The sequence below is a fragment of the Pseudomonas guariconensis genome, assembly GCF_015680235.1.
GTDB lineage: Bacteria > Pseudomonadota > Gammaproteobacteria > Pseudomonadales > Pseudomonadaceae > Aquipseudomonas > Aquipseudomonas guariconensis_A.
Map to the genome: position 1 here is coordinate 22,897 of NZ_JADLJL010000035.1, position 11,659 is coordinate 34,555.

The 11,659-nt window shown below is 62.6% G+C and carries 16 protein-coding genes; 8 read left to right on the forward strand and 8 right to left on the reverse strand.

Annotated elements, in window-relative coordinates; all coding sequences use genetic code 11:
• Nucleotides 1-2: 2 nt before the first annotated feature.
• The 8 genes from ptsN to IRZ56_RS19465 all read right to left on the reverse strand — a co-directional run bounded on the left by ptsN (nt 3) and on the right by IRZ56_RS19465 (nt 5,849).
• Nucleotides 3-467 (reverse strand): PTS IIA-like nitrogen regulatory protein PtsN, encoded by a 465-nt coding sequence (gene ptsN, locus IRZ56_RS19430; protein ID WP_196146429.1) that lies wholly within the window; start codon nt 465-467, stop codon nt 3-5.
• Nucleotides 468-479: 12 nt separating this feature from the next.
• Nucleotides 480-788, reverse strand: a complete 309-nt coding sequence (hpf, locus tag IRZ56_RS19435) for a ribosome hibernation-promoting factor, HPF/YfiA family (protein WP_043213265.1) — start codon at nt 786-788, stop codon at nt 480-482.
• 77 nt (nt 789-865) lie between these two features.
• Complete coding sequence (locus IRZ56_RS19440; RefSeq protein WP_196146430.1) at nt 866-2,359, reverse strand: RNA polymerase factor sigma-54; 1,494 nt, start codon at nt 2,357-2,359, stop codon at nt 866-868.
• A gap of 155 nt (nt 2,360-2,514) precedes the next feature.
• Nucleotides 2,515-3,240 carry an LPS export ABC transporter ATP-binding protein gene (gene lptB / locus IRZ56_RS19445; RefSeq protein ID WP_084854539.1) on the reverse strand — a complete coding sequence of 242 codons (726 nt, stop codon included), beginning with the start codon at nt 3,238-3,240 and terminating at the stop codon, nt 2,515-2,517.
• The gene (lptA, locus tag IRZ56_RS19450; RefSeq protein WP_196146431.1) at nt 3,241-3,765 is read right to left on the reverse strand and encodes a lipopolysaccharide transport periplasmic protein LptA; all 525 of its coding nucleotides are present in this window, start codon (nt 3,763-3,765) and stop codon (nt 3,241-3,243) included. It abuts the gene before it with no gap.
• On the reverse strand, nt 3,752-4,324 hold the full coding sequence (gene lptC, locus IRZ56_RS19455; protein WP_084854537.1) for an LPS export ABC transporter periplasmic protein LptC: 573 nt from the start codon (nt 4,322-4,324) through the stop codon (nt 3,752-3,754). The genes lptA and lptC overlap by 14 nt, the downstream gene beginning before the upstream one ends.
• Before the next feature lie 8 nt (nt 4,325-4,332).
• Complete coding sequence (locus IRZ56_RS19460; RefSeq protein ID WP_084854596.1) at nt 4,333-4,857, reverse strand: KdsC family phosphatase; 525 nt, start codon at nt 4,855-4,857, stop codon at nt 4,333-4,335.
• A 14-nt stretch (nt 4,858-4,871) separates the two neighbouring features.
• Nucleotides 4,872-5,849 (reverse strand): KpsF/GutQ family sugar-phosphate isomerase, encoded by a 978-nt coding sequence (locus tag IRZ56_RS19465; protein ID WP_084854536.1) that lies wholly within the window; start codon nt 5,847-5,849, stop codon nt 4,872-4,874.
• 232 nt (nt 5,850-6,081) lie between these two features.
• Here IRZ56_RS19465 and IRZ56_RS19470 point away from each other — a divergent pair, with 232 nt between their 5' ends.
• From IRZ56_RS19470 to hisG, 8 genes are all read left to right on the forward strand, one after another.
• Entirely contained in the window at nt 6,082-6,891 is an 810-nt protein-coding gene (locus tag IRZ56_RS19470; protein WP_196146432.1) for an ATP-binding cassette domain-containing protein, read from the forward strand.
• A complete protein-coding gene (mlaE, locus tag IRZ56_RS19475) occupies nt 6,891-7,688 on the forward strand; it encodes a lipid asymmetry maintenance ABC transporter permease subunit MlaE (RefSeq protein ID WP_196146433.1) in 798 nt (265 codons plus the stop codon). The genes IRZ56_RS19470 and mlaE overlap by 1 nt, the downstream gene beginning before the upstream one ends.
• A complete protein-coding gene (gene mlaD, locus IRZ56_RS19480; RefSeq protein WP_084854533.1) occupies nt 7,688-8,173 on the forward strand; it encodes an outer membrane lipid asymmetry maintenance protein MlaD in 486 nt (161 codons plus the stop codon). Before mlaE ends, mlaD begins: the two co-directional genes overlap by 1 nt.
• A 9-nt stretch (nt 8,174-8,182) precedes the next feature.
• Nucleotides 8,183-8,836 carry an MlaC/ttg2D family ABC transporter substrate-binding protein gene (locus IRZ56_RS19485; protein ID WP_196146434.1) on the forward strand — a complete coding sequence of 218 codons (654 nt, stop codon included), beginning with the start codon at nt 8,183-8,185 and terminating at the stop codon, nt 8,834-8,836.
• Nucleotides 8,833-9,135: an STAS domain-containing protein gene (locus tag IRZ56_RS19490; protein WP_196146435.1), complete on the forward strand. Its 303-nt coding sequence runs from the start codon at nt 8,833-8,835 to the stop codon at nt 9,133-9,135. The genes IRZ56_RS19485 and IRZ56_RS19490 overlap by 4 nt, the downstream gene beginning before the upstream one ends.
• Nucleotides 9,136-9,253: 118 nt before the next feature.
• A complete protein-coding gene (locus tag IRZ56_RS19495) occupies nt 9,254-9,493 on the forward strand; it encodes a BolA family protein (RefSeq protein WP_029613593.1) in 240 nt (79 codons plus the stop codon).
• Nucleotides 9,494-9,517: 24 nt separating this feature from the next.
• Complete coding sequence (gene murA / locus IRZ56_RS19500) at nt 9,518-10,783, forward strand: UDP-N-acetylglucosamine 1-carboxyvinyltransferase (RefSeq protein ID WP_196146436.1); 1,266 nt, start codon at nt 9,518-9,520, stop codon at nt 10,781-10,783.
• Between the two features lie 126 nt (nt 10,784-10,909).
• A complete protein-coding gene (hisG, locus tag IRZ56_RS19505; RefSeq protein WP_043213301.1) occupies nt 10,910-11,545 on the forward strand; it encodes an ATP phosphoribosyltransferase in 636 nt (211 codons plus the stop codon).
• Nucleotides 11,546-11,659 lie beyond the last annotated feature (114 nt).

Genomic DNA, 11,659 nt, shown 5'->3' on the forward strand with positions numbered 1-11,659 from the left:
GTTCAGTGCTCGTTCTGTGCGTCCAGGACTACCTGGTACAGGGCCTCGCTGCTGTCGGCGGCACGCAGGCGATCGCGAACCTCCTTGCGATCGAGCATGCTGGCGATCTGGCGCAGCAGTTCAAGGTGCGCATCGGTGGCAGCTTCTGGCACCAGCAGGACGAACAGCAGGTCCACGGGCGCGCCATCGATGGCGTCGTAGTCGATAGGAGCATCCAGGTGCAGCAGGGCGCTGACGGGGGTCGTGCAGCCTTCGAGCCGGCAGTGGGGAATGGCGATGCCATTGCCGAAGCCGGTGGAACCCAGTTTCTCGCGGGCAATCAGTTTATCGAAGACGTCTTGCATCTCCAGTTCGGGAATTTGCTCGGCGATCAGGTTGGCGACCTTTTCCAGGGCGCGCTTCTTACTGCCGCCCGGCACGTTCACAAGGGAACGGCCGGGGGTCAGGATGGTTTCAAGTCGGATCATGGATGAGGGGGATCAGCGGGCGGCTGCACCTTGCAGCAGGCTTTGCTGTTTTTCCTTGTGTTTTTTCAGTTGGCGGTCGAGCTTGTCAGCCAGGGCATCGATCGCTGCATACATGTCTTGGTGTTCGGCGTTGGCAACCACTTCTCCGCCGGGAATCTGGAGCGTGGCCTCGACCTTCTGCTGCAGTTTCTCGACTTTCATGATCACCGTGACGTTGGTGATCTTGTCGAAATGTCCTTCCACCCGGGCGAGCTTCTCGAGTACGTACTCACGCAGTGGTTGGGTGACTTCTACATGCTGTCCACTGATGTTGACTTGCATACAGCTTCTCCTTTGTTGCCCGTGCATAAAGGGCAGGTATTGCACCTGCCACTGAAACGCTATGGCACAGCCAGGGGCTACATCAGTCGCTTGCGCTCGCTCGACGGTGCGATGCCGAGGGACTCGCGGTACTTGGCGACGGTGCGACGGGCTACCTGGATGCCTTGTGCCTCCAGTAAACCAGCGATCTTGCTGTCACTCAATGGCTTTTTCTGATTTTCCGCTGCAACCAGTTTCTTGATGATCGCGCGGATTGCCGTAGACGAGCATTCACCGCCTTCGGAGGTGCTCACATGGCTCGAGAAAAAGTATTTCAATTCGTAGATGCCACGCGGGGTGTGCATGTATTTCTGCGTGGTGACCCGGGAAATGGTCGACTCGTGCATGCCCACCGCTTCGGCGATGTCATGCAGTACCAGCGGCTTCATCGCCTCGTCGCCCTGATCGAGGAAGCCGCGTTGGTGTTCGACGATTTGCGTGGCGACCTTCATCAGCGTTTCGTTGCGGCTCTGCAGGCTCTTGATGAACCAGCGCGCCTCCTGCAACTGGTTGCGCATGAACGTGTTGTCGGCGCTGGTGTCGGCGCGGCGGACGAAACCTGCGTATTGCGGGTTGACCCGCAGGCGGGGGATCGCTTCTTGGTTGAGTTCCACCAACCAGCGGTCGTTGTCCTTGCGCACGATGACATCCGGCACCACGTACTCCGGCTCGCTGGACTCGATCTGCGAGCCTGGGCGCGGGTTGAGGCTCTGTACCAGCTCGATGACCTGGCGCAGTTCATCTTCCTTGAGCTTCATGCGGCGCATCAGCTGGCTGTAGTCGCGGCTGCCGAGCAGGTCGATGAAATCGGTGACCAGGCGCTGGGCCTCGGCCATCCACGGCGTGTTGGCTGGCAACTGGCGCAGTTGCAGCAACAGGCATTCGCCGAGGTTGCGTGCACCGATGCCGGCGGGCTCGAACTGCTGGATGCGGTGCAGTACGGCCTCCACTTCATCCAGTTCGATATCCAGCTCGGGGTCGAAGCCTGCGCAGATCTCCTCGAGGCTGTCCTCCAGATAACCCTGGCCGTTGATGCTGTCGATCAAGGTCACGGCGATGAGCCGGTCGGTGTCGGACATCGGTGCCAGGTTCAACTGCCACAGCAGGTGGCTCTGCAGGCTCTCGCCGGTGGAGGTGCGGGTGGTGAAGTCCCACTCGTCGTCATCGCTGGCCGGCAGGCTGCTGGCACTGGTCTGGTAGATGTCTTCCCAGGCCGTGTCCACGGGCAGTTCGTTGGGGATGCGTTCGTTCCATTCGCCTTCTTCCAGGGTTTCGGCGTTGGCCGTGCTTTCCTGGAAACTGTTGTCCTGGGCTTCGGCGACGGGCTTGCTCTCGGCGTTGTCGGCCATGGGGTCGCTGTTGTCGAAGTCGTCGCCGTCTTCCTGACGTTCGAGCATCGGATTGGATTCCAGCGCTTCCTGAATTTCCTGTTGGAGGTCCAGGGTGGAGAGCTGGAGCAGACGGATGGCCTGTTGCAACTGCGGTGTCATCGTCAGTTGCTGGCCCATTTTTAGGACGAGCGATGGTTTCATGGCTGGGGCTTAATACCTTGTTCGCCGGCGCGCATGCGCCATCCACTACACGAAGGGCGCCGGGGCGCCAATTTTAAGCAAGTTATATGCCTGAAATTGTAGCGTTTGCCTAGAGCACTGCAACATTTGCAGCAGTGCCCAGGCAGACTCCGGGCTCAGAGTCGGAACTCGTGGCCCAGGTAGACTTCCTTGACCAGGTCGTTGGCCAGGATCGTCTCGGCATCGCCTTCGGCGATCAGTTGTCCATCGTTGACGATGTAGGCGGTCTCGCAGATATCGAGCGTCTCGCGGACGTTGTGGTCGGTGATCAGTACACCGATACCCTTGGCCTTGAGGTGATGGATGATCTGCTTGATATCGCCCACGGAAATCGGGTCAACACCGGCGAAGGGTTCGTCCAGCAGGATGAACTTCGGCGCGGTGGCCAGGGCCCGTGCGATCTCGACGCGGCGGCGTTCGCCACCGGAGAGGCTCATGCCGAGGTTGTCACGGATGTGGCTGATATGGAACTCCTGCAGCAGGCTTTCCAGCTCCTTGCGGCGGCCGTCGCGGTCGAGGTCCTTGCGGGTCTCGAGGATGGCCATGATGTTGTCGGCCACCGACAGCTTGCGGAAGATCGAGGCTTCCTGGGGCAGATAGCCGATGCCGGCGCGGGCGCGGCCATGCATGGGCTGGTGGCTGACATCCAGGTTGTCGATCAGCACGCGGCCCTGGTCGGCGCGGACCAGGCCGACGATCATGTAGAAGCAGGTGGTCTTGCCGGCGCCATTGGGGCCGAGCAGGCCGACGATCTGGCCGCTGTCGATCGACAGGCTGACGTCGCGGACGACCTGGCGGCCCTTGTAGCTCTTGGCCAGGTGCTGGGCTTTGAGGGTTGCCATTTACTCGGCCTTCTTCTTCGGCTGAATCACCATGTCGATGCGCTGACGCGGCGAGGTCACATTGCCACCACGACCGGCGGTGGCCACCTGGGTCTTGGTGTTGTAGACGATCTTCTCGCCTTCGGTGGTGTTGCCTTCGTTCTCGACCTTGGCGCGGTCGGTGAGGATCACCATGTCCTTCTGCGCCTGGTACTGGATGGTCACGGCCCAGCCTTTCATCTTGTCGGGCTTGGCGGTGCTCTGCTGCTGCTCGAAATACGCCAGGTTGCCCACCGAGGTGACCACGTCGATATCGCCGGAGGCGGCGCGGGTGATGGTCACGGTGTTGCCTTTGATCATCATCGAGCCCTGGGTGATGATCACGTCGCCGGTATAGGTGGCTACGCCTTGCTTGTCGTCCAGGTGAGCGTTGTCGGCCTGGATGCGGATAGGCTGGTCACGATCGTTGGGCAGGGCCAAGGCGCTCGCGCTTCCCAGTGCCGCGCTCAGGCTGAGCAAAAAGGGGAGGGTTTTAACGAGCCTCATACTGTCCTCTTACGTTGGACAGCAGGTCCATCCTGCCGTCTTTCAAATACGCTTTCATTCCTTTGCCCGTAGTGGTCCCACCGGCGCCGTCGATTCTAACGGCTTGCTCGGTCTGCGCATATTGCTTCTGCGGGAACACGGTCATGCGGGACGTGGTGACGATCATTTCGCGCTGCTTTTCATCGGTGCGGGCCACGCGGACCTTCTCGATGAGTTCGACCTCGGTGCCGTCCGGGTTGACCTCGGCGCGCTCGCTCTGCACGTGCCATGGGTACTGGGTACCGCGGTACAAGTGCAGGTCGGGCTTGGTCAGCAGGGAGACTTCGCTGGCCTTTAGGTGCTCGACCTTGTCGGCGGTCATCTCGTACTGCATCTTGCCGTCCGGCATGAACTGCACGCTGTGGGCGTTGATCGCGTAGTAGTCGATGGCGCTTTCGTCGACCTGGGCCACGGGCTTGTCGAGGAAGCTCTCGGGGCTGATGTTCCAGTAGCCGACCGCCACCAGCAGTGCGGCGATCGCACCGAGCAGCACGATATTTCGGGCTTTCTTGCTGAACATGTGCGGCCTTAGAGGTAGTTGGCGTTGGCAGCGTCCAGGTTGCCCTGGGCCTGCATGATCAATTCACAGAACTCTCGGGCTGCGCCTTCGCCGCCGCGGGCCTGGGTCACACCATGGGCGTGCTGGCGAACGAACGGTGCGGCGCTGGCCACTGCCATGCCCAGGCCTACGCGACGGATCACCGGCAGGTCGGGCAGGTCGTCGCCCAGGTAGGCGACTTGTTCATAGCTTAGGCCCAGTTCGGCGAGCAGGCCGTCGAGCACCACAAGTTTGTCCTCGCGGCCCTGGAACAGGTGCGGGATGCCGAGGTTGCGGGCGCGGCGCTCGACCACCGGCGTCTTGCGCCCGCTGATGATGGCGGTGGTCACGCCCGAAGCCATGAGCATCTTGATGCCATGGCCGTCGAGGGTGTTGAAGGTCTTGAACTCGCTGCCGTCCTCGAGGAAGTACAGGCGCCCATCGGTGAGCACGCCGTCGACGTCGAAGACCGCCAGCTTGATGGCTTTGCCGCGTTGCAGCAGATCCGGGTTCATCGTGTTGTCCTCCATCACATCACGCCTGCGCGCAGCAGGTCATGCATGTTCAAGGCGCCGGTCGGGCGGTCGTTCTGGTCGACCACCACCAGTGCGTTGATCTTGTTGTCTTCCATGATGCGCAGGGCCTCGGCGGCGAGCATCTCGGCGCGGGCGGTCTTGCCGTGCACGGTCATCACCTGGTCGATGATGGTCTTGTGCACGTCGATGTTGCGTTCCAGGGCGCGGCGCAGGTCGCCGTCGGTGAACACCCCGGCCAGGCGGCCGTCGGCTTCCAGGACCACGGTCATGCCCACCAGGCTTTTGCGCGACATCTCTACCAGGGCGTCCTTGAGCAAGGTGCCACGCTGCACGATCGGCAGCGCCTCGCCGGTGTGCATGACGTTTTCCACCTTCAGCAGCAAGCGACGGCCCAGGGCACCGCCCGGGTGGGAGAAGGCAAAGTCCTCGGCGGTGAAGCCGCGCGCCTCGAGCAGCGCGATGGCCAGGGCGTCGCCCAGGACCAGGGCCGCGGTGGTGGAGGAGGTGGGTGCCAGGTTCAGCGGGCAGGCCTCCTGGGCGACGCTGGCGTCGAGGTTGACCTCGGCGGCCTGGGCCAGGGGCGAGTCGGGGTTGCCGGTGAGGCTGATCATCTGGATGCCCAGGCGCTTGATCAGCGGCAGCAGGGTGACGATCTCGGCGGTGCTGCCGGAGTTGGACAGGGCCAGGATGACGTCATCACGAGTGATCATGCCCATGTCGCCATGGCTGGCTTCGGCCGGGTGCACGAAGAACGCCGGCGTGCCGGTGCTGGCCAGGGTCGCGGCGATCTTGTTGCCGATGTGGCCCGACTTGCCCATGCCGAGGACGACGACCCGGCCTGTGCTGGCCAGGATCAGCTCGCAGGCCTTGACGAAGTTGTCGTCGATACGCGGCAGCAGGCCCTCTACGGCTTCGAGTTCCAGGCGCAGGGTGCGCTGGGCGGATTGGATCAGCTCGCTGGATTGGCTCATGTCGAAAAGCAATGTCTGATAAAAAGGCGCCGATTATAGCTGCAATGTGCGAAAGGCTCATCCATCGATTGTCGTACTGGCTGTCGTTGGCCTGAACAGCCTGCGTGATGGCCTTGGGGCGCACCTTGCAGCGGTGCTATAGTTCGCCGCTATTCGGCCCGCCGTTGGCGCGTGTGCCTTCATGAAGAGGGCAGGCGTCCATTGAGACGAGGCTGCATCGCAAGGAGTCTAGATGAGTGTGGATAGCGCCTACGCGGTCGAGTTGAAGGGGGTTTCCTTCAAGCGCGGTTCGCGCAGCATTTTCAGCAATGTGGACATACGCATCCCCCGTGGCAAGGTCACCGGCATCATGGGGCCTTCCGGGTGCGGCAAGACCACGCTGTTGCGCCTGATGGGCGCACAGTTGCGCCCTTCGGGCGGCGAAGTCTGGGTCGCCGGGCAGAACCTGCCGACCCTGTCGCGGGGAGACCTGTTCGATGCGCGCAAGCAGATGGGCGTATTGTTCCAGAGCGGCGCCCTGTTCACCGATCTTGACGTATTCGAGAACGTCGCCTTCCCATTGCGGGTCCATACCCAGCTGTCGGACGAGATGATTCGCGACATCGTCCTGATGAAGCTGCAGGCCGTGGGCCTGCGCGGTGCCATCGATCTGATGCCGGACGAACTTTCCGGCGGCATGAAGCGCCGCGTAGCGCTGGCCCGGGCGATCGCGCTGGACCCGCAGATCCTCATGTACGATGAACCGTTCGTCGGCCAGGACCCGATCGCCATGGGCGTGCTCGTGCGCCTGATCCGCCTGCTCAACGATGCCCTGGGCATCACCAGTATCGTGGTATCCCACGACTTGGCCGAAACCGCGAGCATCGCCGACTATATCTATGTGGTGGGGGATGGCCAGGTGCTGGGGCAGGGCACGCCCGACGAGCTGATGGGCTCGGACAACCCGCGTATCCGCCAATTCATGAAGGGCGACCCGGACGGCCCGGTGCCTTTCCACTTCCCTGCGCCTGACTATCGCGCCGACCTGCTGGGAGCGCGGTGATGCGCAGAAAATCCGTACTCGAACGTATCCGCCTGTTCGGCCGCGCGGCCATCGACGTCCTGGCCGTGCTAGGCCGTTCCTGCCTGTTCCTTGGCCATGCCCTGGGCGGGCGCGGCGGCATCGGCGGCAGCTTCCAGCTGCTGGTCAAGCAGCTCTATGCGGTGGGCGTGCTGTCGCTGGCCATCATCGTCGTCTCCGGCGTCTTCATCGGCATGGTGCTGTCGCTGCAGGGCTACAGCATCCTCACCAAGTACGGCTCCGAGCAGGCCGTGGGGCAGATGATCGCCCTGACCCTGCTGCGTGAGCTGGGGCCTGTGGTCACCGCCTTGCTGTTCGCCGGCCGCGCGGGTTCGGCCTTGACCGCCGAGATCGGCAACATGAAGTCCACCGAGCAGTTGTCGAGCCTTGAGATGATCGGCGTCGACCCGCTCAAGTACATCGTCGCCCCACGCCTGTGGGCTGGGTTCATCTCGCTGCCGTTGCTGGCGCTGATCTTCAGCGTGGTCGGCATCTGGGGTGGATCCTGGGTCGCCGTGGACTGGCTGGGAGTCTATGAAGGCTCGTTCTGGGCCAACATGCAGAACAGTGTTTCCTTTACCGACGACGTGCTCAACGGGCTGGTCAAGAGCCTGGTGTTCGCCTTCGTCGTGACCTGGATCGCCGTATTCCAGGGGTATGACTGCGAGCCCACTTCAGAAGGGATCAGCCGTGCCACCACCAAGACCGTGGTCTACGCCTCGTTGGCAGTCCTGGGTCTGGACTTTATTCTGACCGCCTTGATGTTTGGAGATTTCTGATGCAAAACCGCACCCTGGAAATCGGTGTCGGCCTGTTCCTCCTGGCCGGGATCCTGGCGTTGCTGCTGCTGGCCCTGCGCGTCAGCGGGCTGTCCGCCAGCCCGAGCAGCGACACATATAAAGTTTATGCGTACTTCGACAATATCGCCGGTTTGACGGTCAGAGCTAAAGTGACCATGGCCGGTGTGACGATCGGCAAGGTCACGGCCATCGATCTGGACCGCGACTCCTATACCGGTCGGGTGACCTTGCAGCTGGACAAGAACGTCGACAACCTGCCGACCGACTCCACTGCCTCGATCCTGACCGCAGGGCTGCTCGGTGAGAAGTACATCGGCATCAGCGTGGGCGGTGAAGAAGACGTGCTCAAGGATGGCTCCACCATCCATGACACCCAGTCGGCGCTGGTGTTGGAAGATCTGATTGGCAAGTTCCTGCTCAATACCGTGGGCAAGGAACCCAAAGAAGCCCAACCCGCTAATTAAGGAGTTTCCATGATTTCGATCCTGCGACGCGGCCTGCTGGTTCTCCTGGCGGCCTTCCCCCTGCTGGCCATGGCAGCGCCGGGTCAGTCGGCCCGCGACGTGGTACAGGGCACCACCAGCGAGCTGCTGGCAGACCTGAAGGCCAACAAGGAGCAGTACAAGAGCAACCCGCAGGCGTTTTACGACGCCCTCAACCGCATCCTGGGCCCTGTGGTCGATGCCGACGGCATCTCCAAGAGCATCATGACTGTCAAGTACTCGCGCAAGGCTACGCCTGAGCAGATGCAGCGCTTCCAGGAAAACTTCAAGCGCAGCCTGATGCAGTTCTATGGCAATGCGCTGCTCGAGTACAACAACCAGGGCATCACCGTCGACCCGGCCAAGGGCGAAGAAGGCGATCGCACCAGCGTCGGCATGAAGGTCACCGGCAACAACGGTGCGGTCTATCCGGTGCAATACACCCTGGTCAAGCTCGGTGGCGAGTGGAAGGTGCGCAACGTGATCGTCAATGGCATCAACATCGGCAAGCTGTTCCGTGACCAGTTCGCCGACGCCATGCAGCGCAACGGCAACGATCTGGACAAGACCATCGACGGCTGGGCCGGCGAAGTGGCCAAGGCCAAGGAAGCTGCCGACAAATCGCCCGACAAGGAAGTGAAATGAGCGACACCGGCGTGACCATGGCCGAGCCGGGCGTCCTGCGCCTGGCCGGCGTGCTGGACTACCGCAGCGGCCCGGCCCTGCGCAAGGAAGGCAAGGCACTGATCGCCGCCTGTCGCGAACCGAAGGTGGTGTTCGATTGTTCGTCGGTGGCCCGTTCCACCAGCGTCGGCCTCTCGCTGCTGCTGGGCTTCATCCGTGATGCCCAGGCCGCAGGCAAGGGCTGGGAGCTGCGCGGCATGCCCGACGACATGCGCGATATCGCCGAGGTCTACGACCTCGATGAAGTGCTGGCGGGCTGATGGCTCGCCGTTAAGGGATGGCCCCTCGGTCAGCAGGCCCCACCATGGGCTTCGCAGGCGAGGGGCTTTTTTGTATGATGGCCGACCCGCGCGCACTGGGCGCCGATTGAGGTTGAGCATGCAGGCCGTAGAAGTTAAAAGCTTCCTTGAAGAGAAATTGCCGGGAACCCGGGTCGAAGTTGAGGGCGAAGGCTGCAACTTCCAGTTGAACGTGATCAGCGACGAGCTGGCCGGCCAGAGCCCGGTCAAGCGCCAGCAGGCGATCTATGCTCACCTGAATCCGTGGATCGCCGATGGCAGCATCCATGCGGTAACCATGAAATTTTTCAGCAGCGCAGCCTGGGCTGAGCGCACCTGAGCCAACGTTGGCGGCGAGATTGCAATGGACAAACTGATTATCACTGGCGGCGCGCGTCTCGATGGCGAGATCCGCATTTCCGGGGCGAAGAACGCCGCCCTGCCGATTCTCTCGGCGACCCTGCTGGCTGACGGCCCGGTCACCGTGGGCAACCTGCCGCACCTGCACGACATCACCACCATGATCGAGCTGTTCGGTCGCATGGGCATCGAGCCTGTGATCGACGAGAAGCTCTCGGTGGAAATCGACCCGCGCACCATCAAGACCCTGGTCGCACCCTACGAGCTGGTCAAGACCATGCGCGCCTCGATCCTGGTGCTCGGCCCGATGGTCGCCCGTTTCGGTGAGGCCGAAGTGGCCCTGCCCGGTGGTTGCGCGATCGGTTCGCGCCCCGTCGACTTGCACATTCGCGGCCTGGAGGCCATGGGGGCGAAAATCGACGTCGAAGGCGGCTACATCAAGGCCAAGGCACCCGAGGGCGGCCTGCGTGGTGCGCATTTCTTCTTCGACACCGTCAGCGTGACCGGTACCGAGAACATCATGATGGCCGCTGCCCTGGCCAAGGGCCGCAGCGTCCTGCAGAACGCCGCGCGCGAGCCGGAAGTGGTCGACCTGGCCAACTTCATCAACGCCATGGGCGGCAAGATCCAGGGCGCGGGCACCGACACCATCGTCATCGACGGTGTCGAGCGCCTGCACTCGGCCACCTACCGCGTGATGCCCGACCGTATCGAGACCGGTACTTACCTGGTCGCTGCTGCCGTGACCGGTGGCCGCGTGAAGGTCAAGGACACCGATCCGACCATCCTCGAGGCCGTGCTGGAGAAGCTCAAGGAAGCCGGTGCCGAAGTCACCGCCGGCGAAGACTGGATCGAGCTGGACATGCATGGCAAGCGGCCCAAGGCCGTCAACCTGCGTACCGCCCCGTACCCGGCCTTCCCGACCGACATGCAGGCGCAGTTCATCTCGCTCAACGCCATCGCCGAAGGCACTGGCGCGGTGATCGAGACGATCTTCGAAAACCGCTTCATGCACGTCTACGAAATGCACCGCATGGGCGCTCAGATCCAGGTCGAGGGCAATACCGCGATCGTCACCGGGGTCAAGGCACTCAAGGGCGCACCGGTCATGGCCACCGACCTGCGGGCTTCGGCCAGCCTGGTCCTGTCGGCCCTGGTGGCCGACGGCGATACCCTGATCGATCGCATCTACCACATCGACCGTGGTTACGAGTGCATCGAAGAAAAACTGCAGATGCTGGGCGCGAAAATTCGCCGCGTACCGGGCTAGTCATCTGAGGTATGGGGGCAGAAGCTTGCCGATGTTCTCGGGGCAAGCCCTGCTCCCATACGCGAATCATAGGCGGCCAGGTCGACGACCTGGCCGGCAGTAGCCGCTTAAGGACCGACGTTTCCCATGTTGACCATCGCGCTATCGAAGGGCCGAATCCTCGACGATACCCTGCCATTGCTGGCCGAGGCCGGTATCGTGCCGACCGAGAATCCGGACAAGAGCCGCAAGCTGATCATCCCCACGACCCAGGACGACGTGCGCCTGCTGATCGTGCGCGCTACCGATGTGCCGACCTATGTCGAGCATGGCGCCGCCGACCTCGGGGTGGCCGGCAAGGACGTGCTGATGGAGTACGGTGGCCAGGGCCTCTACGAGCCCCTGGACCTGCAGATCGCCCGCTGCAAGCTGATGACCGCAGGTGCCGTAGGCGCGCCGGAGCCCAAGGGTCGCCTGCGCGTGGCCACCAAGTTCGTCAATGTAGCCAAGCGCTACTACGCCGAGCAGGGCCGTCAGGTCGATATCATCAAGCTGTACGGCTCGATGGAGCTGGCGCCGCTGATCGGCCTGGCCGACAAGATCATCGACGTGGTCGACACCGGCAATACCTTGCGTGCCAACGGTCTGGAGCCCCAGGAACTGATCGCCACGATCAGCTCGCGTCTGGTGGTCAACAAGGCCTCCATGAAAATGCAGCACGCGCGCATCCAGAGCCTGATCGATACCCTGCGCCAGGCCGTCGAATCCCGACACCGCGGCTGACCTTTGCGCGCGACTTCTCGTCGCGCCCGTCTATCCGCGTCATAGCCAACTTTCTCGGGTGCCCGCGCGGATGGACTGGTAGCCTAGGGCGCCTGAGCATTCGCCAATAAAACG